Genomic DNA, 22014 nt, shown 5'->3' with positions numbered 1-22014 from the left:
CGCCGACCGGCCACAATGGACCACATGACGGACACCCTCGCTCACCCGCACCTGCGCTTCGAGCCGGCCACCGGCGACCCGGCAAGCCCCCGGGAGATCGTGATCCTCGGCTCGACCGGTTCGATCGGCACCCAGGCCATCGACATCGTGCGGCGCAACCCCGGCCGGTTCCGGGTCACCGCGCTCGCCGCGTCCGGCGGCCGGATCGAGCTGCTCGCCGAGCAGGCGCACCAGCTGCGGGTCGCCGCGGTGGCGGTGGCGCGCGAGGAGACCGCACCCGCGCTGCGCGAGGCGCTGACCGCCCGCTACGGCGCGGGGGAGCCGCTGCCGGAGATCCTCGCCGGCCCCGAGGCGGCCACCGAGCTCGCCGCCTCGCCCTGCCACACCGTCCTCAACGGCATCACCGGCTCCATCGGTCTGGCCCCCACCCTCGCCGCCCTGAAGGCCGGCCGGGTACTGGCGCTGGCCAACAAGGAATCGCTGATCGTCGGCGGCCCCCTGGTCAAGGCCGTCGCCCGCCCCGGCCAGATCATCCCCGTCGACTCCGAGCACTCCGCGCTCTTCCAGGCGCTGACCGGCGGTACCCGCGCCGAGGTCCGCAAACTGGTGGTCACCGCCTCCGGCGGCCCGTTCCGCGGCCGCACCCGACGGGAGCTCGCCGGCGTCACCCCCGAACAGGCGCTGGCCCACCCCACCTGGTCCATGGGCCCGGTCGTCACGATCAACTCCGCGACCCTGGTCAACAAGGGCCTGGAGGTCATCGAGGCGCACCTGCTCTTCGACGTCCCCTTCGACCGCATCGAGGTCGTCGTCCACCCGCAGTCCTACGTCCACTCGATGGTGGAATTCACCGACGGCTCCACGCTGGCCCAGGCCAGCCCGCCCGACATGCGGATGCCGATCGCGCTGGGCCTGGGCTGGCCCGAGCGGGTCCCCGACGCGGCGCCCGGCGTCGACTGGAAGAACGCGCAGACCTGGGAGTTCTTCCCGCTCGACCAGGACGCCTTCCCCTCCGTGCCACTGGCCTGCCGGGTCGGCGAACTGGGCGGTACCGCCCCCGCCGTCTTCAACGCCGCCAACGAGGAGTGCGTCGAGGCGTTCCTCACCGGCGGGCTGCCGTTCACAGGGATTGTGGATACGGTCGCGGCAGTGGTCGACGAAGGGCTGGCATCCGGAGTGGTGATGAAGCAGAGCCAGGACGGCGCCCGCCCCGGCAGCGCGCCCGGTGACGGAACCTCCCTGACCGTCTCGGACGTCCTGCAGGCCGAGACCTGGGCGCGCGCCCGCGCCCGCGAACTGGCCGCCGCGGCGGCACGCACCCCCTCGGAGGTTCGCGCATGACGACCTGGATGACCATCCTCGGCATAGTCGTCTTCGTCGTCGGCCTGCTGTTCTCCATCGCCTGGCACGAACTCGGCCACCTCAGCACGGCCAAGATGTTCGGCATCCGCGTGCCGCAGTACATGGTGGGCTTCGGGCCGACGATCTTCTCCCGCAAGAAGGGCGACACCGAGTACGGCATCAAGGCGGTCCCGCTCGGCGGCTACATCCGGATGATCGGCATGTTCCCGCCCGGCGACGACGGCAAGCTCCAGGCCCGCTCCACGTCCCCGTTCCGCGGCATGATCGAGGACGCCCGCTCGGCGGCCTTCGAGGAACTCCAGCCCGGCGACGAGCACCGGCTGTTCTACACGCGCAAGCCCTGGAAGCGCGTGATCGTGATGTTCGCCGGCCCGTTCATGAACCTGGTCCTGGCCGTGGTGATCTTCATGAGCGTGCTGATGGGCTTCGGGATCAACACCCAGACCACGCAGGTCGGCTCGGTCTCGGACTGCGTCATCGCGGCCTCCGCCCAGTCCGACAAGTGCCCGAAGACCGCCAAGGACTCCCCGGCCAAGGCCGCGGGCCTGCGCGCCGGCGACAAGATCGTCTCCTTCAACGGCCACGCCGTCCCCGACTGGGGCACCCTCCAGGACCAGATCCGCCGGACCACCGGCCCGGCGACCCTCGTCGTCGAGCGGCACGGCGCCCGGCAGACGCTGCACGCCGACCTCATCGAGAACAAGGTCGCCAAGACCGACGGCCACGGCGGCTACGTCCCCGGCCAGTACGTGAGCGCCGGCTTCCTCGGCTTCACCCCGGCCAGCGGCATCGTCCAGCAGTCCTTCGGTCAGTCCGTCGACCGCATGGGCACCATGGTCCAGCAGGGCGCCCAGTCGCTGATAAGCCTCCCCGGCAAGATCCCGGACCTGTGGAACGCGGCCTTCAACGGCGCCGAGCGCAAGCAGGACTCCCCGATGGGCGTGGTCGGCGCGGCCCGCGTCGGCGGCGAGGTCTTCTCCCTGCACATCCCGCCGGAGCAGCGGGTGGCCACCATGCTCTTCCTGGTCGCCGGCTTCAACCTCTCGCTGTTCCTGTTCAACATGCTGCCGCTGCTGCCGCTGGACGGCGGTCACATCGCCGGCGCCCTGTGGGAGTCGCTGCGGCGCGCCTTCGCCAAGGTCGTCCGGCGCCCCGACCCGGGCCCCTTCGACGTGGCCAAGCTGATGCCGATCGCCTACGTCGTCGCGGGGATCTTCGTCTGCTTCACCCTGCTGGTGCTGGTCGCCGACGTGGTGAATCCGGTGAAGCTGACGTAGGGCCGCGCACCCCGGCCGGGCCCGCCGCGACCGTATGGGCGTGCCCGGCCACCCCCTTTCGTGGGGCATAAGGGTTCGATGTGCCTCCGGCAACCCCGGTGCCGTAGGCTCGATGACCGGAAGCCCGCCGAACCCGGGCCTTGATCCATACCTTGGGGTTGCTCGCCAGATGACTGCCATCGCACTGGGAATGCCGGACGTGCCGACCAAGCTTGCCGACCGCCGGGTCAGCCGCAAGATCCAGGTCGGTACGGTCGCCGTGGGCGGAGACGCACCGGTTTCGGTGCAGTCGATGACGACCACCCGGACCTCCGACATCGGCGCGACGCTCCAGCAGATCGCCGAGCTGACCGCCTCCGGCTGCCAGATCGTCCGGGTCGCCTGCCCCACCCAGGACGACGCCGACGCGCTCTCGGTGATCGCGAGGAAGTCGCAGATCCCGGTGATCGCCGACATCCACTTCCAGCCGAAGTACGTCTTCGCCGCCATCGACGCCGGCTGCGCCGCGGTCCGTGTCAACCCCGGCAACATCAAGCAGTTCGACGACAAGGTCAAGGAGATCGCCAAGGCGGCCTCCGACGCCGGCACCCCCATCCGGATCGGCGTCAACGCCGGCTCACTGGACCGGCGCCTGCTCCAGAAGTACGGCAAGGCCACCCCCGAGGCCCTGGTCGAGTCGGCCCTGTGGGAGGCGTCCCTCTTCGAGGAGCACGGCTTCCGCGACATCAAGATCTCGGTCAAGCACAACGACCCGGTCGTGATGGTCAACGCCTACCGCCAGCTCGCCGCCCAGAGCGACTACCCCCTCCACCTCGGCGTCACCGAGGCCGGCCCGGCCTTCCAGGGCACCATCAAGTCCGCGGTCGCCTTCGGCGCGCTGCTCAGCGAGGGCATCGGCGACACCATCCGGGTCTCGCTCTCCGCCCCGCCGGTGGAGGAGGTCAAGGTCGGCATCCAGATCCTGGAGTCGCTGAACCTCCGCCCCCGCCGCCTGGAGATCGTCTCCTGCCCGTCCTGCGGCCGCGCCCAGGTCGACGTCTACAAGCTCGCCGACGAGGTCACCGCGGGCCTGGAGGGCATGGAGGTGCCGCTCCGCGTCGCCGTCATGGGCTGCGTCGTCAACGGCCCCGGCGAGGCCCGCGAGGCCGACCTCGGCGTCGCCTCCGGCAACGGCAAGGGCCAGATCTTCGTCAAGGGCGAGGTCATCAAGACCGTCCCCGAGTCGAAGATCGTCGAGACCCTCATCGAAGAGGCCCTGAAGATCGCCGCGCAGATGGAGGCCGACGGCGTCGCCTCCGGCGAGCCGGTCGTCACCGCCGCCGGCTGACCGCCACCGCACTCCGCTCCTCCGAGCCCCGCCGCCCGCCCCGGGCCGCGGGGCTCGTGCCCGTCGCCCAGAGGAGCCCGGGTGCTTCCCGGCCGGTGGAGGTACAGTGCCAGGACCCGCTCCGCCTGGCCTCCCAGGCCCCGTAACGGTGAGGCTTTCCGACACGTGCTGACGACCACCGCCATCAAGGTCCTCGAACCGGGAGAGCTCGACGCGGCGCTCACGGTCCTGGACCGCGACCCGGTCGCCAACGCCTTCGTCGCCGCCCGGGTCCAGGTCGCCGGGCTCGACCCCTGGCGGCTCGGCGGCGAGATGTGGGGCTGGTACGTCGGCGGCCGGCTGGAGTCCCTCTGCTACGCCGGCGCGAACCTCGTCCCCGTCTGCGCCACCCCAGAAGCCGTCCGCGGCTTCGCCGAACGCGCCCGCCGTCAGGGCCGCCGCTGCTCCTCCATCGTCGGCCCCGCCGGCCCCACCACCGCGCTCTGGTCGCTGCTCGAACCCCACTGGGGCCCGGCCCGCGAGATCCGCGCGCACCAGCCGCTGATGACCACCCGCGCCCCGTCCACCGACGTCGCCCCCGACCCGTACGTGCGGCGGATCCGCAAGGACGAACTCGACCTGATCATGCCCGCGTGCGTGGCCATGTTCACCGAGGAGGTCGGCATCTCGCCGCTCGCCGGCGACGGCGGACTGCTCTACCAGGCGCGCGTCGCCGAACTCGTCGGCGCCGGCCGCTCGTTCGCCCGCATCGAGGACGGCAGGGTGCTCTTCAAGGCCGAGATCGGCGCGGCCACCCCGCTCGCCTGCCAGATCCAGGGCGTCTGGGTCGACCCCGCGCACCGCGGCAGGGGACTCTCCGAGGCCGGCATGGCCGCCGTCCTGCGCTACGCCCTCAACGACGTCGCCCCGGTCGTCAGTCTCTACGTCAACGACTTCAACACCGCCGCCCGCGCCGCCTACCGCAGGGTGGGCTTCACGGAAGTCGGCGCGTTCATGAGCGTACTTTTCTGAGCCGTCGCCTTGTACCCTCCGAGCATGGATGACGTCGCGGTCGGCCCCTTGGACCTCGCTGCCCGCGTGGACGACGCACTCGCCGTCCAAGCCCTCGCCTTCGGGCTCAGCGACGACGAGATCGCCGTCCGCCGCCACATCGTGCTGCGCCACCTGGGCTGCGCCGGCGCCCGCGCCCTCGGCGCCACCACCCCCGCCGGCCGGCTCGTCGGCTTCGTCTACGGCATGCCCAACGACCGCGCCCACTGGTGGTCCACCGTCGTCGAGCCGTACCTGCGCTGCCAGGGTCTGGACCACTGGCTCGACGACTCCTTCGTCATCACCGAGCTGCACGTCCACCCCGCCTACCAGAACCACGGCATCGGCCGCGCCTTGATCACCCGGATCACCGACGGGGTCACCGAACCCCGCAGCATCCTCTCGGCCATCGACACCGAGAGCCCGGCCCGGGGCCTCTACCGCTCCCTCGGCTACCAGGACATCGCCCGCCGGGTCCTCTTCCCCAGCGCCCCCACCCCTTACGCCGTCATGGGCGCCCCCCTCCCGCTGAAGCGCCCCTGACCGCCGCCCGCACAAGGAGCCCGCGCAGGGGATACGCATTTCCGTGCTGGACGCCCCGGCGGCTAACCTCCAGGGAGTCACCTTTCTTACGCAGGAGAAACTCCCATGGCCAACGCCGCGCAGGTCCAGCGCATGTCCCGGTTGATGTTCAAGACACTGCGCGACGACCCGGCCGACGCCGAGGTGCTCAGCCACAAGCTCCTGGTGCGCGCCGGTTTCGTGCGGCGCACCGCCGCCGGTGTCTGGTCCTGGCTGCCGCTCGGGAAGAAGGTCCTCGCCAACGTCGAGCGGATCGTGCGCGAGGAGATGGACGCCATCGGCGGCCAGGAGGTCCTGCTCCCCGCCCTCCTGCCGAAGGAGCCCTTCGAGGCGACCGGCCGCTGGGAGGAGTACGGCGCCGAGCTGTTCCGCCTCAAGGACCGCAGGGGCGGCGACTACCTCCTCGGCCCCACCCACGAGGAGATCTTCACCCAGCTGGTCAAGGACCAGTGCACGTCCTACAAGGACCTGCCGGTGATCCTCTACCAGATCCAGACGAAGTACCGCGACGAGGCCCGCCCGCGCGCCGGCATCCTGCGCGGCCGCGAGTTCCAGATGAAGGACTCGTACTCCTTCGACACCGCCGACGAGGGCCTGGCCGAGTCCTACGCCCTGCACCGCGCCGCCTACCAGCGGATCTTCGAGCGCCTGGGCCTCGACTACCGCATCTGCGCCGCCACCGCCGGCGCCATGGGCGGCTCCAAGTCCGAGGAGTTCCTCGCCCCGGCCGCCGCCGGCGAGGACACCTTCGCCGACTGCCCCCAGTGCGACTACGCGGCCAACACCGAGGCGATCACCTACGCCCTGAAGCCGGTGGACGCCGCCGACGTGCCCGCGTTGGAAGAGGTCCCCACGCCCGACACCCCGACCATCGAGACGCTCGCCGCGCACCTCGACGTGCCGGCCTCCGCCACCCTCAAGAACCTCCTGGTCAAGGTGGACGGCGAGATCGTGGCCGTGGGCGTGCCCGGCGACCGCGAGGTCGACCTGGACAAGGTCGAGGCGCACTTCGCCCCGGCCGCCGTCGAACTGGTCACCGCCGAGGACTTCGTCGGCCGCGACGACCTCGTGCGCGGCTACGTCGGTCCGCAGGGCCTGGAGAAGGTCACCTACCTCGCCGACCCCCGCGTCGCCCCCGGCACCGCCTGGATCACCGGCGCCAACAAGGAAGGCGTGCACGCCAAGAACGTCGTCGCCGGCCGCGACTTCGAGGTCGACGCCTACGTCGACGTCGTCGTGGTGCAGGAGGGCGACCCCTGCCCCAACTGCGGCACCGGCCTCAAGCTGGACCGCGCCATCGAGATCGGCCACATCTTCCAGCTGGGCCGCAAGTACGCCGACGCCCTCCACCTCGACGTGCTCGGCCAGAACGGCAAGCCGGTCCGCGTCACCATGGGCTCGTACGGCATCGGCGTCTCGCGCGCCGTCGCCGCGCTCGCCGAGCAGCACGCCGACGACAAGGGCCTGTGCTGGCCGAACGAGGTCGCCCCGGCCGACGTCCACGTCGTCGCGGCCGGCAAGGCCAAGCAGACCGAGCTCGCGCTGGAGGTCAGCGACCAGCTCGCCGCCGCCGGCCTGCGGGTCCTGGTCGACGACCGGCCCGGTGTCTCGCCCGGCGTGAAGTTCACCGACGCGGAGCTGATCGGCGTGCCGACCATCGTCGTCGTCGGCCGTCGCGCCGGCGAGGGTGTCGTCGAGGTAAAGGACCGCCGCACCGGCGAGCGCGAGGAGCTGACGGTCGAGGAGGCCGTCGCCCGCCTCGGCGCCTGACCGCACACGGCGACGGGCCGGCCGGGGCACCTGCCCCGGCCGGCCCGTCGCCGTACCGCCCGACCCGCTACACGTAGGTCGCGAACTCCAACAGCGACTCGCCGCGCCGCCGGTCACCCGCCGCCGACTCCCGCAGTCCCGCGCGCACCGCCCGGTACAGCGTCCAGCCGCGCAACCGCTCGCGGTCCACTTCCAGGGAGTCGGCCAGTTTCGCCACCCGCCGACGGGCCGCCGCGGCCGCGCCCGAGCCGGCCAGCAGGTCCTCGAACCGGTCCAGCACCAGCCGCGCCAGGTCGTACGCCCGCTCGCCGACCAGCGGCGACGGGCCCACCGCCAGCCACGGCACCCGCTCCCCGGCCAGCACCTTGCCCTGCCGGAACGCGCCGTGCAGCACGAACTCCTCACCGGCGCCGGCCGGCAGCGACCCGCCCAGCTCCAGCGCCTCGTCGACCAGCGACCCGGCGCCCACCGGCTCCCCGGCCGCCCGCAGCCCCGCCGCGTCCGCCGCGGTCCGCTCCGCCACCGTCGCGAACGGATGCCCCGCCGGCGGCGCCACCCACAGCCGGCGCACCGTGCCGGCCGCCTCCAGCAGGGCCTTGGCCTCCGGCAGCGACCGCAGCGACACCGACCCCTGCAACCGCTCCAGCAGCAGCGCACCGCCCGCCTCGTCGGCCCGCAGCAGCCGCACCGCACCCCAGCCGTCCCAGATCCGCAGCGCCGCGGCCTCCTGCTCGGCGGCCCGGCCCGGCACCGGGAACTTCAGCGCCGCCGGTGTCCCGTCCTGCTGCCGCACGAACGCCACGAGACTGCTGCGGCCGCCCGGAGCGTGCACCCGCTCCAGCGTCAACTCCCAAGCTTCCAGACGTTGTTGGACCAGCTCCGGCAGCGCCGCCAGCCAGGTCCGTACGGGACCCTCCGGATCGCCGCCGAGCGCGTTCACCAATCGTTGCGGCGGTTGGACGGGTCCCGTTGCCATGCTGCAGCTGTCCTTTTCGTGGGGGAGTGGCCGCCGTGACGGCCGGTCGTTCAGAGCGCGTCGGAATCGGCGCCCGCGCCACCCGACGGGGCGGGTGCCGCGGCCCGCTCCACGAGCCCAGGGAAGGCTACGCCGCTGCCCCGCCAGCGCACCGCCCGCACTGCCGCCTCGCGCAGCGCGGCCGCCGCCTCCGTGCGATGCGCACCGCCGGTGGCCCGGACCAGGTCCGCGTAGACGGCCGCCACCCGGTCCTCCAACTCCGCCGCCAGCCGGGCCGCGGCGGCCGCGTCCGGCACCGGGAACGGCAGCGCGTAGGCGGCAGCCGCGGCCTGCGGCCTGCCGCCGAGGTCCCGCACGGCGCGGCCCAGCGCGTCCCGCCGCGCCCGGTGCGCGTCGTACGCGCCCCGGGCCTCCGCGCGCCGCCCGGCGCCGATCCGCCCGCCGACCACGCCGTACCCGTACACCGCGGCGTGCTCGGCCGCCAGCGCGGCCTGCGTCGCGGTCAACGCGTCGTGGTCGCGAGCCTCCTCGCGCGGTGCGCCCGTCGTCGTCATACCCCGTTCCTTCTCCTTCTGCTGGGGCGCCCCGGCGAGGGCCGCGCGCCGTAGGTCGTCACCGTGCCCGCCGCGGGGCCCGGGTGCGGGGCGGTCCCCGTCACCCGGCCTCCGTCAGGAGGTACGCATGGGCCGCGCCGGCCGCCGCCACCGAGGCGAGCAGCCGGGCCAGTTCGGCCGGCGCGGACACCAGCGCCTTCGTCCGGGCGTCCGCGAGGGTGCGCTCCGCGTCGGCGAGCGCCGTGCGGGCGGCCCGCTCGTCGCCCGGCACGTCGGGTGCGCCGGCTCCCCGCGCCGCGCCGGCCGGGGGCGCGGAGGGCGCGGTGGACGGAGCGTCGGAGGTGAACGCCTGGGCGTGGCGGGCGACTTCGGCCCGCAGCGGGCGCAGCTGCGCTCCCAGCGCCGGGTGCGCGGTGAGCGTCGCGTCGTACCGTGCGAGCAGCGCCGTGCTGTCCCGGGCGGCGTTCTTCCGCAACCGTTCCGCGGCCGCCGAGTGCTCGCCCGCCGCGCGGGCCGGCCGGGCGTCGTCGGCGCACCCGGTGAGCAGCGCCGCACCCCCCAGGGCGGCGCCGGCCAACAGGGTCGTTCTGCGCGTGAGCGCCAGTTTCGGCACGTTGCACTTCCCGGGGTCTTCCGTAGTGATCACCGCAGGCGAGCGTATCCGTGACGACCCACCGAATCGTCAGTACCCCGCCGGAACCGATAGGCTTTGACCCGACACGCGACCTACCCACAACAGCACACGCGGCCGAGGAGTCACCCGGATGAGCACCACCCAGAGCGAGAGGCTGCGCGGGCTGCTTGAACCGCTCGTCGCCGCACGAGACCTGGATCTGGAAGAGATCGAGGTGACCCCGGCCGGCAAGAGTCGGGTGCTGAGGATCGTGGTCGATTCCGACGCGGGCGTCCAGCTGGACGAGTGTGCCGAGCTGAGCCGCGAGGCGTCCACGGTCCTGGACGACACCGACGCGATGGGCGGCGCCCCGTACACCCTTGAGGTGACCTCGCCGGGCGCCGACCGGCCGCTGACCGAGCTGCGGCACTACCGCCGCGCCGTCGGCCGGCTGATCAAGGCCCGCCTGCACGAGGGCGGCGAGGTGGTGGCGCGGATCGTCGCCGCCGACGACACCGGACTGGACCTGGAGGTCCCGGGCGTCAAGGGCCGCAAGCCGACCGCCCGACGGGTCGCGTTCGACGAGATCGCCAAGGCACGGGTGGAGCTGGAGTTCAACCCCAAGCCGTCCCCCGCCGCCGCGTCACAGGACGCACAGAGCACCGAGCACGACGAACCCGAGCACGACGAACCCGAGAACGACGCACACGAGAACGACGAGAACAAGGAGGAGGCGTAGCCGTGGACATCGACATGAGCGCCCTGCGGGGTCTGGTGCGGGAGAAGGAGATCTCGTTCGACCTGCTGGTCGAGGCGATCGAGTCGGCCCTCCTCATCGCGTACCACCGCACCGAGGGCAGCCGCCGCCGCGCGCGGGTGGAGCTGGACCGCAGCACCGGCCACGTGACGGTGTGGGCGAAGGAGGACCCGGACGACCTGGAGGAGGGTGCCGAGCCGCGCGAGTTCGACGACACCCCGTCCGGCTTCGGGCGGATCGCGGCGACCACCGCCAAGCAGGTCATCCTGCAGCGGCTGCGGGACGCCGAGGAGGAGATCACGTTCGGCGAGTACGCCGGACGCGAGGGCGACGTGGTCACCGGCGTCGTCCAGCAGGGCAAGGACCCCAAGAACGTCCTGGTCGACATCGGTCGGCTGGAGGCGATCCTGCCGGTGCAGGAGCAGGTCCCGGGCGAGGAGTACACGCACGGCACCCGACTGCGGTCGTACGTCGTCCGCGTCGTCAAGGGCGTCCGCGGTCCCTCGGTCACCCTCTCGCGCACGCACCCCAATCTGGTGAAGAAGCTGTTCGCCATGGAGGTGCCGGAGATCGCCGACGGGTCGGTGGAGATCGCCGCCATCGCGCGCGAGGCCGGACACCGGACGAAGATCGCGGTGCGGTCGACGCGTTCCGGCCTGAACGCCAAGGGCGCGTGCATCGGCCCGATGGGCGGCCGGGTGCGGGCCGTGATGGCCGAGCTCAACGGCGAGAAGATCGACATCGTGGACTGGTCGGACGACCCGGCCGAGCTGGTGGCGAACGCGCTGTCCCCGGCCCGGGTCAGCAAGGTCGAGGTCGTGGACCTGTCGGCGCGCTCGGCCCGGGTGACCGTGCCGGACTACCAGTTGTCGCTGGCCATCGGCAAGGAAGGCCAGAACGCCCGGCTCGCGGCGCGGCTCACCGGTTGGCGGATCGACATCCGTCCCGACACCGAGCACGCGCCGGCGCAGGGCTGAGCCGGGACGGGCGGAGCCGCGGCGCCCGAAAAGAAGTGGTGCCGCGGCGCCGGGCGGGGAATTCTGAGGAACGGATCGGCTTTACCCCATCGGGGTGGACCGGCCGTAGGGAGGTAGACTTAAGCAGTGTCTGGCCGGACGCATGCCCGCGCATGCCCTGAGCGCACGTGTCTGGGGTGCCGGGAGCGAGCGGCCAAGGGCGATTTGCTGCGCATCGTGGCGATCGAGGGCGAGTGCGTCCCCGATCCTCGCGGTACGCTGCCCGGCCGGGGTGCTTACGTGCACCGGACACTGGTCTGCCTCGACCTGGCGGTTCGCCGCCGGGCGTTCCCCCGGGCCTACCGGGGTCGCGGCCCGTTCGACACGGCGGATGTGCGCCGGTTCATCGAAGGGGGCGCGGGTTGAGCAGCCGCCATGGCAATAACGCACAGCAAGACATGCACAGCGCACGGAAAACCGTGCGGTCAGGTACCTCGCGAGTCGGAAGTAGGTCGAGATTGCGATGAGCACTCGATGAGTACGCGATGAGTACGCCCATGAAGTAGCGACGGTCCGGTGGACACCCGGACCTAGAAGGAGCGAAGTGGCTAAGGTCCGGGTTTACGAACTCGCCAAGGAGTTCGGTGTTGAGAGCAAGGTCGTCATGGCCAAGCTCCAAGAACTTGGTGAATTCGTCCGTTCGGCGTCCTCGACGATCGAGGCGCCGGTTGTTCGCAAGTTGACCGACGCTTTCCAGGCGGGTAGCGGCGGCGGCCGTTCCGCCGGCAAGCCCGCGGCGCCGCGCAAGTCGGCCCCCGCGAAGCCGTCCGCGCCCACTCCGGCGCAGGCGGCGCGTCCGGCTGCCCCGAAGCCGGGCGCCCCCAAGCCGGGGCCCGCGGCCCCGGCCGCCCCGGAGGCACCCGTTGCCCCCGCGGCCCCCGCCGAGGCTCCCAAGCCTGCCGCCGGCCCCACGCCGGGCCCGCGGCCGACCCCGGCACGTCCCGCGGCGCCCAAGCCCGCCCCGGCCGCGCCCGCGCAGCCGGAGTTCCAGGCCCCGCCGTCCGCGCCGGCTCCCGCCGCGCAGTCGGGGCCCCGCCCCGGTGCCGCCCCCGGCCCGCGTCCGGGCGGTCGCCCGGCAGGCGGTCAGGGTCAGGGCCAGGGGCGCGGCAACGCCCCCCGTCCCGGTGGCGAGCGCGCCCCGCGTCCCGGTGGCCCCCGTCCGAGCGGTCCCCGTCCGGGCAACAACCCCTTCACCTCCGGTGGCTCGACGGGCATGGCCCGTCCGCAGGCCCCGCGGCCCGGTGGCGCCCCGCGTCCCGGTCAGCCCGGCCCGCGCCCGCAGGGCGGCGGCCAGGGCGGCCCCCGTCCGCAGGGCCAGGGCGGCGCGCGTCCGACCCCCGGTGCCATGCCCCGTCCGCAGGGTGCGGCGCCCGGCGGTGCCGGTCCGCGTCCCGGCGGCGGTAACCGTCCGAACCCGGGCATGATGCCGCAGCGTCCGGCTGCCGGCCCGCGTCCGGGCCCCGGCGGCGCCGGCGGTCGTCCGGGCGGCGCTGGTCGTCCCGGTGGCGGCGGCGGTCGTCCCGGTGGTGGCGGCGGCTTCGCCGGTCGTCCCGGTGGCGGCGGCGGTGGCGGTCGTCCGGGTGGCGGCGGCGGTTTCGCCGGTCGTCCCGGTGGCGGCGGTCCCGGTGGTGGCGGCGGCTTCGGCGGTCGTCCCGGCTTCGGCGGTCGTCCGGGTGGTCCCGGCGGCCGTGGTGGCACGCAGGGTGCGTTCGGCCGTCCCGGCGGTCCGGCGCGTCGTGGTCGCAAGTCGAAGCGGCAGCGCCGTCAGGAGTACGAGGCGATGCAGGCCCCGTCCGTGGGCGGCATCATGCTGCCGCGCGGCAACGGCCAGACCGTTCGCCTCTCGCGCGGTGCCTCGCTGACCGACTTCGCGGAGAAGATCAACGCCAACCCGGCGTCGCTGGTCCAGGTCATGCTGAACCTGGGCGAGATGGTCACCGCGACCCAGTCGGTCTCCGACGAGACGCTGCAGCTGCTCGCCGGCGAGATGAACTACAACATCGAGATCGTCAGCCCGGAGGAGGAGGACCGCGAGCTGCTCGAGTCCTTCGACATCGAGTTCGGAGAGAACGAGGGCGGCGAGGACATGCTGGCGGCCCGTCCGCCGGTCGTCACCGTCATGGGTCACGTCGACCACGGTAAGACCCGCCTGCTGGACGCGATCCGCAAGACGAACGTGGTCGCGGGCGAGGCCGGTGGCATCACCCAGCACATCGGTGCCTACCAGGTCACGACCGAGGTCAACGACGAAGAGCGTCGCATCACCTTCATCGACACCCCGGGTCACGAGGCGTTCACCGCCATGCGTGCCCGCGGTGCGAAGTCGACCGACATCGCGATCCTCGTGGTGGCGGCCAACGACGGTGTCATGCCGCAGACGATCGAGGCCCTGAACCACGCCAAGGCGGCCGACGTGCCGATCGTGGTCGCGGTCAACAAGATCGACGTCGAGGGTGCCGACCCGACCAAGGTGCGCGGTCAGCTGACCGAGTACGGCCTGGTGGCCGAGGAGTACGGCGGCGACACCATGTTCGTCGACATCTCCGCCCGCCAGGGGACCAACATCGAGCAGCTGCTCGAGGCCGTCGTCCTCACCGCGGACGCCGCCCTCGACCTGCGGGCCAACCCCGACCAGGACGCCCAGGGCATCGCGATCGAGGCTCACCTCGACCGCGGCCGCGGCGCCGTGGCGACCGTCCTGGTCCAGCGCGGTACGCTCCGCGTCGGCGAGACGATGGTCGTGGGCGACGCCTACGGCCGGGTCCGCGCGATGCTCGACGACAAGGGCAACCACGTCGAGGAAGCGGGTCCGTCGACCCCCGTCCTGGTCCTGGGTCTGACCAACGTCCCGGGCGCCGGCGACAACTTCCTGGTCGTCGACGAGGACCGCACGGCCCGCCAGATCGCCGAGAAGCGCGCGGCGCGCGAGCGCAACGCCGCGTTCGCCAAGCGCACCCGCCGGGTGTCCCTCGAGGACCTCGACAAGGTGCTCAAGGCGGGCGAGGTCCAGCAGCTCAACCTCATCATCAAGGGCGACGCGTCCGGTTCGGTCGAGGCCCTGGAGTCCTCGCTGCTCCAGCTCGACGTCGGCGAAGAGGTCGACATCCGGGTGCTGCACCGCGGCGTCGGTGCGGTCACGGAGTCCGACATCAACCTGGCGTCCGGCTCCGACGCGATCGTCATCGGCTTCAACGTGCGGGCCGAGGGCCGCGCCACGCAGATGGCCGAGCGCGAGGGCGTCGACGTCCGGTACTACTCGGTCATCTACCAGGCGATCGAGGAGATCGAGGCGGCCCTCAAGGGCATGCTCAAGCCGGAGTACGAGGAGGTCGAGCTCGGTACGGCGGAGATCCGCGAGGTCTTCAAGTCGTCCAAGCTGGGCAACATCGCGGGTGTGCTCATCCGTTCCGGCGAGGTCAAGCGCAACACCAAGGCGCGCCTCATCCGCGACGGCAAGGTGGTCGCGGAGAACCTCAACATCGACGGTCTGCGCCGCTTCAAGGACGACGTCACCGAGATCCGCGAAGGCTTCGAGGGCGGTATCAACCTCGGCAACTTCAACGACATCAAGGTCGACGACGTCATCGCGACGTACGAGATGCGGGAGAAGCCGCGCGGCTGATCTTGTAGTAGTCCGCCCGGTGTGCGGTCCACCAGGAACGGTGGCCGGGCGACGGGCGGGCCGGGGCCGGTCGGCGGGAATTTCCGTCGATCGGCCCCGGTCGTTCCGTGTACGGTTCGAAATGACACGCACGCCCCGGCCGACGCCGGGCGGCACCCCGAAGGCCCCACGGGTGGCTTGACCCGTCATGCATGTACGTAGGGACGTTGTCCTTCGACCTGCTTCTCGGCGACGTACGGTCGCTGAAGGAGAAGCGCTCCGTCGTCCGCCCGATCGTCGCCGAGCTGCACCGCAAGTACGCGGTGAGCGTCGCGGAGGTGGGAGACCAGGACCTCTACCGCAGGGCCCGCATCGGCCTGGCGGTGGTGTCCGGGGACGTCGGACACCTGACGGACGTCATGGACCGCTGCGAGCGCCTGGTCGCCGCACGGCCCGAAGTGGAGCTGCTGTCGGTACGCCGACGGCTGCACGGCGACGACGAGTGACCCCCGAGACCGGGCGGGTCGTCGCCGGTGGAAGCACAATCGTGAAAGACAAGAAGGAGACGGACCAGTGGCCGACAATGCGCGGGCGAAGAAGCTGGCGGACCTCATCCGGGAGGTGGTCGCCCAGAAGTTGCAGCGCGGCGTCAAGGACCCGCGGCTCGGCACGCACGTGACCATCACCGACACCCGGGTCACCGGCGACCTGCGGGAGGCTACGGTCTTCTACACGGTGTACGGCGACGACGAGGACCGGGCGAGCGCCGCCGCCGGGCTGGAGAGCGCCAAGGGCGTGCTCCGCTCCGCGGTGGGGGCGGCGGCCGGCACCAAGTTCACGCCGACGCTGACGTTCGTCGCGGACGCCCTGCCGGAGAACGCCCAGACGATCGAGGACCTGCTCGACCGGGCCCGGGCCTCGGACGCCCAGGTGCGCCAGGCGTCGTCGGGCGCCAAGTACGCCGGTGAAGCGGACCCGTACCGCAAGCCGGGCGACGAGGACGACGAGGACGCAGCGGCAGAATGAAGCGGCAGAGCAACAAGCCGGGCGGCCTGGTCATCGTCGACAAGCCGTCCGGTTTCACGTCGCACGACGTCGTGGCGAAGATGCGCGGGATGGCCCGCACCCGCCGGGTCGGGCACGCCGGCACCCTCGACCCGATGGCGACCGGCGTCCTGGTCCTGGGCCTGGAACGGGCCACCAAGCTGCTCGGGCACCTCGCGCTGACGGAGAAGGAGTACGTCGGCACGGTGCGGCTCGGGCAGAGCACGCTCACCGACGACGCCGAGGGCGAGATCCTGGCGTCGAAGGCGGCCCACGGCATCGCCCGCGAGGACATCGACGCCGGGGTCGCCGAGTTGTCCGGCGCGATCATGCAGGTCCCGTCCAAGGTCAGCGCGATCAAGATCGACGGCAAGCGCTCCTACAAGCGGATCCGGGACGGCGAGGACGTGGAGATCCCGGCCCGGCCGGTGACCGTCTCCTCGTTCGTGGTGCACTCCGCACACGAGACGGAGGCCGCGGACGGCACCCCGGTGACCGACGTGCTGGTCTCCGTGGTCTGCTCCTCCGGCACCTACATCCGCGCCCTCGCCCGTGACCTGGGCGCCGGGCTCGGCGTGGGCGGCCACCTGACCGCGCTGCGGCGCACCCGGGTCGGCCCGTACAAGCTCGACCGGGCGCGGACGCTGGAGCAGCTCCAGGCGGCGGTCGACGACCCCGAGGGCAGTGGCCTGCCGGTCATGCCGCTGGGGGACGCCGCGGACGCCGCGTTCACCCGCTGGGACGTGCCCGAGGCGCAGGCGCGGTTGCTGCTCAACGGCGCGCGGGTGCCGATGCCGCTCTTCGAGGGCGACGGCCCGGTGGCGGCCTTCGGGCCGGACGGCACGTTCCTCGCGCTGGTGGAGAACCAGGGCGGGCGGGCCAAGAGCCTGGCGGTCTTCGCCTAGCGGACGGCAGTCGAGGCGGAGGTGGTGGAACGCGGGCCGTGCCGACGGGCGCGGAGCGTGCGGCCCGCGCTCCACCATCCCCCTCGCTGAGTCTCTGTCCAGCGCCTCGCGGTGATTCACCCCCGCGAGCAGGCGCTCGGAGTGAATCACGGCGCGGAAGGGGGCGCGTTCGCCGTGCACCCTGTCGCGAAGATCACTGTCTGTCTACCGTCGTCGCCGATGAGCACGGACGGTAACGGGCGGGGAGGTTCGCGCATGGTGGTGCTGGACGTCGACAGGGACGTGTGCGGGGATGCGTACGGGGTGGTTGACGGGGGCGCGTTCGCAAGGCCGCACGCAGGGGCGTACCGGGGGGCGCACGGACGACCCGGCGGGGGTGCGCGCGGTGTGGCCAGCGTGGTCGCCGAGGGGGACGCGGGCGAGGAACCAGCGCTGGAATGGCGGGAGTTGGTGGCGGCCGCGACCGCTCCCGGGGTGGGTTCCGGAACGGCGGCCGGTCGGCTGTGCGGCATCCTGCTGGGGGTGCCGGACGCCACCCCGTACCTGGCCGTACTGCGACTGCTCGCCGACCGGATCACCGAGCTGTCGGTCGCGGCCGGCGGCTTCGCGGACTCCGGCCTGGCCACGTTCGGCCCGGTGTTCTGGCGGTGCCTGGCGCTGGCGCCGGCGGACCGGCTGGAACTGCTGCGCCGGCTGCTGCCGGCCGACGGACCGCCGCCGTCCGCGCGGGGCGGGCGACCGCCGCGCCCCTTCGCCCGCCCGCCGCGCGTGCGGGTCCACCCCGCCGACGGCGAGACGGGCCGCCGGGCGGACGCCGTGCGGGTCGACGCCCCGCCGTGGGCCGACGGCCCCGCAGAGGGCCGTGAGGGGGTCGTGGAGGCGTGCGGTCCCGATGGCGGGCACCTGCGCCCCGGGCGCTTCCTCGACCTCGTCGCGGAGCTGCTGAAGGCCGCCCCCGAGCGGACCCAGCCGGTGCTGTGCGGCTGGTTCGACGACGTCCGTCCGCTGCTGGCGGCACCCTGCGCGCCCCGCCCGGTCACCGTCGCGGACGCCGCGCAGGCGCTGCTGCACACCCACCGCACCCGGGCGCTGGACGCCCTCGTACAGACGCTGATCGGCGTGCCGCACCCCCGTGCGACCGAGCTGCTGGACGCGCTCGCCGAGGACGAGCCGGTGGCGCTGCGGCGGGTCACGGCGCCGTGGGGGAGCGGTCCCGGGCGCGGGGGGCAGGCGCCGTCGGCGGCTCCTCGGGACGGTGCGGCGGCGACCGGCCGGTGGTCGGCGGGCGCCGCAGGGTGTCGGATGCAACAGCGGCCAGTCGACCCTTCGCGCGAAGCCGCGCTCGCGGCATGGCAGTCTTAGACCTGCGCCATGCCGAAATGGCGCAGTGGACGGTCAAGAGTTCGGGCGAGGAGCGGGCAGAGTGCAGCGCTGGCGTGGCTTGGAGGACATCCCCGAGGGTTGGGGACGCAGCGTCGTCACCATCGGCTCGTACGACGGAGTGCACCGCGGCCACCAATTGATCATCGGTCGTGCGGTGGCCCGCGCCCGCGAGCTGGGGATCCCGGCCGTGGTCGTCACCTTCGACCCGCACCCGAGCGAGGTGGTCCGTCCCGGCACCCATCCGCCGTTGCTGGCCCCGCATCACCGCAGGGCCGAGCTGATGGCGGAACTGGGGGTGGACGCGGTGCTGGTCCTGCCGTTCACCAAGGAGTTCTCGCAACTGGCGCCCGCCGACTTCGTGGTGAAGGTGCTGGTCGACAAGTTGCACGCGCAGCTCGTCGTGGAGGGGCCGAACTTCCGCTTCGGCCACAAGGCCAAGGGCACCGTCGACAGCCTCGCCGACCTGGGCCGCACCTACGACTACACGGTCGAGGTCATCGACCTCTTCGAGCGCGGCACCGCGGGCGGCGGCGTGCCGTTCTCGTCCACGTTGGTGCGCCGGCTGGTCGCCGAGGGCGACGTGGCCGGGGCCCGGGAGGTCCTGGGGCGGCCGCACCGCGTGGAGGGTGTGGTCGTCCGCGGCGCGCAGCGCGGCCGTGAACTCGGCTTCCCCACGGCCAACGTGGAGACCCTGCCGCACACCGCGATCCCGGCCGACGGGGTCTACGCGGGGCTGCTGCACGTCGAGGGCGAGGCGATGCCGGCGGCCGTCTCGGTCGGCACCAACCCGCAGTTCGACGGCAAGGTGCGGACGGTGGAGGCGTACGCCATCGACCGGATCGGACTCGACCTGTACGGTCTGCACGTCGCGGTGGACTTCCTCGCCTACATCCGTGGCCAGGAGAAGTTCGACACCCTGGACGCGCTGCTGGAGCGGATGGCGGTCGACGTGAAGCAGGCCCGCGGCCTGATCGCCGAATCCGGTCTGGCGTAGGGCACTTCGCGCCCGCGAGGGCGCACGAAAGGGGCGGGGCCCGGCAGTCGACTGCCGGGCCCCGCCCCTTTCGTGCACGCCCCGCAGCTCACTGCGGGGGCGGCTGCTGCGTCCAGCCGCCCTGCTCCGGCAACGGAGCGTCCGGGGCGGGCTGTTGCTGCCAGCCGGCCGGCGGCTGGGCGGCGGGCTGCTGGGTCCAGCCGCCCTGCTGCGGCGGGTAGCCGGCCGGCGGCTGGCCCTGCTGGGGGACCTGCTGCTGGGCCTGCTGCGCCTGCTGGGCCTGCTGCGCGTACTGCTGCTGGGCGTACGGGTCCTGCTGCTGGGCGTACGGGTCGCCGCCCATCTGCTGCTGCCCCATCTGCGCCTGCGCGTACATCCCCTGGGCCTGCTGCTGGCGCGCGAAGTCCTCGGCGACCAGGGCGGAGAGGTTGAAGTACGCCTCGCGGGTCTTCGGCCGCATCATGTCGAGGTCGACCTCGGCGCCGGCGGCGAGGTGCTCGTCGAACGGCACCACGACGACACCGCGGCAGCGGGTCTCGAAGTGCGACACGATGTCCTCGATCTTGATCATCTTGCCGGTCTCGCGGACTCCGGAGATGACCGTGATGCCGCGCTGCACCAGGTCGGCGTAGCCGTGCGCGGAGAGCCAGTCCAAGGTGGTGCTGGCGCTGCTGGCACCGTCGACCGACGGGGTGGAGATGATGATCAACTGGTCGGCGAGGTCGAGCACACCACGCATCGCGCTGTAGAGCAGACCGGTGCCCGAGTCGGTGAGGATGACCGGGTACTGCTTGCCGAGGATGTCGATCGCGCGCCGGTAGTCCTCGTCGTTGAACGTCGTCGAGACGGCCGGGTCGACGTCGTTGGCGAGGATCTCCAGGCCCGAGGGGGCCTGCGAGGTGAACCGGCGGATGTCCATGTAGCTGTGCAGGTGCGGGATCGCCTGCACCAGGTCACGGATGGTCGCCCCGGTCTCGCGGCGGACCCGTCGACCGAGCGTGCCGGCGTCCGGGTTGGCGTCGATCGCGAGGATCTTGTCCTGCCGCTCGGAGGCCAGGGTGGCGCCCAGCGCGGTGGTCGTCGTGGTCTTGCCGACGCCGCCCTTGAGGCTGATCACCGCGATCCGGTAGCAGGACAGCACCGGCGTGCGGATCAGCTCCAGCTTGCGCTGGCGCTCCTCCAACTCCTTCTTCGCACCCAGCTTGAACTTGGACGGCTGGGCGTTGGCGCCCGGCTTCCGCTTCTTGGGCTGGTTGCGCAGCAGGCGGTCGGAGGTCAGCTCGACCGCGGCGCTGTAGCCGAGCGGCGCACCGGGGGTGGCGCGCTGCGGCTGCTGCTGGCCCGGCTGCGAGTACTGGGCGTAGTTGGCCGCCGCGTTGGGGTCGCCGAACTGCTGGCCGGGGAGCGGCTGTTGACCCTGCTGCTGGGGCTGCTGCTGGGCCTGTTGCGGCTGTTGCGGCTGCTGGGGGTAGCCGGGCTGGGCCTGCTGCTGTTGCTGGGCGTGCTGCTGGGCCGGCTGGGCCTGCTGGGGGTATCCCTGCTGCGGGTAGCCGTAGGCGGGCTGCTGCGGCTGGGCGTTGGGCTGCTGCTGGGCCGGCTGCTGGGCCTGCTGCGGGTGCTGACCCTGCTGCACCTGCTGCGGATAGCCGTACGCGGGCTGCGGGTAGCCGTAGCCGCCCTGCTGCGCCGGGGCGGCCTGCTGCTGCGGGTAGCCGCCCTGCTGGGGCTGCTGCGGCTGCTGGGCCTGCTGGGGGTAGGGCTGCTGAGGTGCCTGGGGCTGTGCCGGCTGCTGCTGGACCTGCTGGGGGGCGACCGGCTGCTGCTGGCCGGCCTGCGCCATCCGCGGGTCGGCCGGCTGGAACTCCGGCGGCAACGGCGGGAGTCCGCCCTGCGCCGGGGCACCCTGCGGGGGCACGCCCTGCTGCTGACCGTCCGCACCGGGCCACGGCGCACCCGCCGCCGGAGCGCCCTGCGGCGCCCCCTGCTGCGGCGGCATGCCCTGCGGGGCGACGCCCTGCTGGGGTACGCCCTGGACGGGCGCCTGCTGCTGCGGGGGCTGCTGGGCCGGCTGCTGGCCCTGGACGGGCTGGGCCGGCTGGGCAGCGGGCTGGGCGCCTGCCGCGGCCGCGGTTGCGGCTGCGGTGGCGGCCTCCGGCCCGGGAGCCGGTGCGGGCTGTTCGGGCGCGGGCGGGGCGGGCGCGGTGGGCGCGGCCTCCGGCTGCGGCGTCGCGGCGGACTGCGGCACAGGCGTCGGGTCCGCCGCCGGCTCCGCGTCGTCCTCGTCGTCGTCCCAGAGGGAGGCCGAGGGGTCCGGACCGTTGCCGGCGCGGACGTTGGCGCCGTGCGCGTCGGCGGCGGCCGGAGCCGACGCACCGCCGGCCGCGGCGGCCGCGTCGTCCCCGCCCGCGTCGTGCGGACGCAGCGTCGGGAAGCCGGGAGGCGCGGCCGGACCGGGCGCCCCCTGCTGCGGAACGCCGGGCGTCGCGGGGCCCTGGGCGGGCCCGGACGGCGACTGGCCGGTCGACGACGGGCCAGCGGCACCGGTGGGAGGCGTCGCGGAGGAGGCCGCGGCGCCCGCGCCGCCACTGGTGTCGTTGCTGCCGTACCAGGCCGGAGCCGCGAAATCGATCTTGAACTCGCCGGTCAGGTCGAACTCGGACTGGTCGTCGTCAGGATCGTTCCCGTCCGGGCGGAAAGCCTCCTGGTCTTTCACTGTGCCTCCTGGTCTACTGCAACGCACCTGAACGGCAGGACCGGATACAGGCGGATCGATCGGATGTAACGGAAGTCGGAGCACGCCACCCGGGGTTGCGCCACCACTGCT

At 73.0% G+C, this 22014-nt stretch carries 19 protein-coding genes; 15 read left to right on the top strand and 4 right to left on the bottom strand.

The features are described from left to right. Nucleotides 1-24: 24 nt before the first annotated feature. From dxr to ACLJT4_RS17330, 6 genes are all read left to right on the top strand, one after another. Nucleotides 25-1341 carry a 1-deoxy-D-xylulose-5-phosphate reductoisomerase gene (gene dxr, locus ACLJT4_RS17355; RefSeq protein WP_233661544.1) on the top strand — a complete coding sequence of 439 codons (1317 nt, stop codon included), beginning with the start codon at nt 25-27 and terminating at the stop codon, nt 1339-1341. Further along, nucleotides 1338-2639, top strand: coding sequence for a M50 family metallopeptidase (locus ACLJT4_RS17350; RefSeq protein ID WP_016570720.1), 1302 nt, complete (start codon nt 1338-1340; stop codon nt 2637-2639). Before dxr ends, ACLJT4_RS17350 begins: the two co-directional genes overlap by 4 nt. Nucleotides 2640-2808: 169 nt before the next feature. After that, nucleotides 2809-3966, top strand: a complete 1158-nt coding sequence (gene ispG, locus ACLJT4_RS17345; RefSeq protein ID WP_016570719.1) for a flavodoxin-dependent (E)-4-hydroxy-3-methylbut-2-enyl-diphosphate synthase — start codon at nt 2809-2811, stop codon at nt 3964-3966. A gap of 165 nt (nt 3967-4131) precedes the next feature. Continuing rightward, on the top strand, nt 4132-4977 hold the full coding sequence (locus ACLJT4_RS17340; RefSeq protein ID WP_411123217.1) for a GNAT family N-acetyltransferase: 846 nt from the start codon (nt 4132-4134) through the stop codon (nt 4975-4977). Between the two features lie 24 nt (nt 4978-5001). Continuing rightward, nucleotides 5002-5538, top strand: coding sequence for a GNAT family N-acetyltransferase (locus ACLJT4_RS17335; protein ID WP_411123216.1), 537 nt, complete (start codon nt 5002-5004; stop codon nt 5536-5538). 105 nt (nt 5539-5643) lie between these two features. Next, nucleotides 5644-7347 carry a proline--tRNA ligase gene (locus ACLJT4_RS17330; protein WP_411123215.1) on the top strand — a complete coding sequence of 568 codons (1704 nt, stop codon included), beginning with the start codon at nt 5644-5646 and terminating at the stop codon, nt 7345-7347. 67 nt (nt 7348-7414) lie between these two features. Here the strand turns inward: ACLJT4_RS17330 and ACLJT4_RS17325 are convergent, their stop codons facing one another. From ACLJT4_RS17325 to ACLJT4_RS17315, 3 genes are all read right to left on the bottom strand, one after another. Further along, on the bottom strand, nt 7415-8323 hold the full coding sequence (locus ACLJT4_RS17325; protein ID WP_411123214.1) for an aminoglycoside phosphotransferase family protein: 909 nt from the start codon (nt 8321-8323) through the stop codon (nt 7415-7417). A gap of 50 nt (nt 8324-8373) precedes the next feature. Further along, nucleotides 8374-8877, bottom strand: coding sequence for a ferritin-like domain-containing protein (locus ACLJT4_RS17320; RefSeq protein ID WP_275462712.1), 504 nt, complete (start codon nt 8875-8877; stop codon nt 8374-8376). 100 nt (nt 8878-8977) lie between these two features. Continuing rightward, complete coding sequence (locus ACLJT4_RS17315) at nt 8978-9481, bottom strand: hypothetical protein (protein ID WP_411123412.1); 504 nt, start codon at nt 9479-9481, stop codon at nt 8978-8980. A 160-nt stretch (nt 9482-9641) separates the two neighbouring features. Here ACLJT4_RS17315 and rimP point away from each other — a divergent pair, with 160 nt between their 5' ends. From rimP to ACLJT4_RS17270, 9 genes are all read left to right on the top strand, one after another. Next, the gene (gene rimP / locus ACLJT4_RS17310) at nt 9642-10229 is read left to right on the top strand and encodes a ribosome maturation factor RimP (protein WP_411123213.1); all 588 of its coding nucleotides are present in this window, start codon (nt 9642-9644) and stop codon (nt 10227-10229) included. A 2-nt stretch (nt 10230-10231) separates the two neighbouring features. Then, complete coding sequence (gene nusA, locus ACLJT4_RS17305) at nt 10232-11224, top strand: transcription termination factor NusA (RefSeq protein ID WP_016576513.1); 993 nt, start codon at nt 10232-10234, stop codon at nt 11222-11224. Between the two features lie 126 nt (nt 11225-11350). Then, nucleotides 11351-11629 (top strand): YlxR family protein, encoded by a 279-nt coding sequence (locus ACLJT4_RS17300; RefSeq protein WP_016576512.1) that lies wholly within the window; start codon nt 11351-11353, stop codon nt 11627-11629. A gap of 178 nt (nt 11630-11807) precedes the next feature. After that, a complete protein-coding gene (gene infB / locus ACLJT4_RS17295; RefSeq protein ID WP_411123212.1) occupies nt 11808-14885 on the top strand; it encodes a translation initiation factor IF-2 in 3078 nt (1025 codons plus the stop codon). 191 nt (nt 14886-15076) lie between these two features. Then, nucleotides 15077-15370 (top strand): DUF503 domain-containing protein, encoded by a 294-nt coding sequence (locus ACLJT4_RS17290; protein WP_016571771.1) that lies wholly within the window; start codon nt 15077-15079, stop codon nt 15368-15370. A 67-nt stretch (nt 15371-15437) separates the two neighbouring features. Further along, nucleotides 15438-15890, top strand: a complete 453-nt coding sequence (gene rbfA / locus ACLJT4_RS17285) for a 30S ribosome-binding factor RbfA (RefSeq protein WP_411123211.1) — start codon at nt 15438-15440, stop codon at nt 15888-15890. After that, a complete protein-coding gene (gene truB, locus ACLJT4_RS17280) occupies nt 15887-16813 on the top strand; it encodes a tRNA pseudouridine(55) synthase TruB (protein ID WP_411123210.1) in 927 nt (308 codons plus the stop codon). Before rbfA ends, truB begins: the two co-directional genes overlap by 4 nt. 387 nt (nt 16814-17200) lie before the next feature. After that, nucleotides 17201-18175: a hypothetical protein gene (locus ACLJT4_RS17275; protein WP_411123209.1), complete on the top strand. Its 975-nt coding sequence runs from the start codon at nt 17201-17203 to the stop codon at nt 18173-18175. Between the two features lie 61 nt (nt 18176-18236). Then, nucleotides 18237-19190: a bifunctional riboflavin kinase/FAD synthetase gene (locus ACLJT4_RS17270; RefSeq protein ID WP_016574923.1), complete on the top strand. Its 954-nt coding sequence runs from the start codon at nt 18237-18239 to the stop codon at nt 19188-19190. Nucleotides 19191-19278: 88 nt separating this feature from the next. On the opposite strand, the gene ACLJT4_RS17265 is transcribed toward ACLJT4_RS17270, so the two are convergent. Beyond that, nucleotides 19279-21903 carry an SCO5717 family growth-regulating ATPase gene (locus ACLJT4_RS17265; RefSeq protein WP_411123208.1) on the bottom strand — a complete coding sequence of 875 codons (2625 nt, stop codon included), beginning with the start codon at nt 21901-21903 and terminating at the stop codon, nt 19279-19281. Nucleotides 21904-22014: the final 111 nt, after the last annotated feature.

Source organism: Streptomyces sp. x-19, from assembly GCF_046549115.1.
Classification (GTDB): domain Bacteria; phylum Actinomycetota; class Actinomycetes; order Streptomycetales; family Streptomycetaceae; genus Streptomyces; species Streptomyces albulus_C.
Note: the sequence above shows the minus strand (reverse complement) of the source record. Positions and strands in the feature narration are given on the sequence as shown.

Excerpts from the sequence above, each read along its gene's own strand:
- dxr (WP_233661544.1), top strand. The coding sequence starts at position 25 with ATGACGGACACCCTCGCTCACCCGCACCTGCGCTTCGAGCCGGCCACC.
- ACLJT4_RS17350 (WP_016570720.1), top strand. The coding sequence starts at position 1,338 with ATGACGACCTGGATGACCATCCTCGGCATAGTCGTCTTCGTCGTCGGC.
- ispG (WP_016570719.1), top strand. The coding sequence starts at position 2,809 with ATGACTGCCATCGCACTGGGAATGCCGGACGTGCCGACCAAGCTTGCC.
- ACLJT4_RS17335 (WP_411123216.1), top strand. The coding sequence starts at position 5,002 with ATGGATGACGTCGCGGTCGGCCCCTTGGACCTCGCTGCCCGCGTGGAC.
- ACLJT4_RS17330 (WP_411123215.1), top strand. The coding sequence starts at position 5,644 with ATGGCCAACGCCGCGCAGGTCCAGCGCATGTCCCGGTTGATGTTCAAG.
- ACLJT4_RS17325 (WP_411123214.1), bottom strand. The coding sequence starts at position 8,323 with ATGGCAACGGGACCCGTCCAACCGCCGCAACGATTGGTGAACGCGCTC.
- ACLJT4_RS17320 (WP_275462712.1), bottom strand. The coding sequence starts at position 8,877 with ATGACGACGACGGGCGCACCGCGCGAGGAGGCTCGCGACCACGACGCG.
- rimP (WP_411123213.1), top strand. The coding sequence starts at position 9,642 with ATGAGCACCACCCAGAGCGAGAGGCTGCGCGGGCTGCTTGAACCGCTC.
- ACLJT4_RS17290 (WP_016571771.1), top strand. The coding sequence starts at position 15,077 with ATGTACGTAGGGACGTTGTCCTTCGACCTGCTTCTCGGCGACGTACGG.
- truB (WP_411123210.1), top strand. The coding sequence starts at position 15,887 with ATGAAGCGGCAGAGCAACAAGCCGGGCGGCCTGGTCATCGTCGACAAG.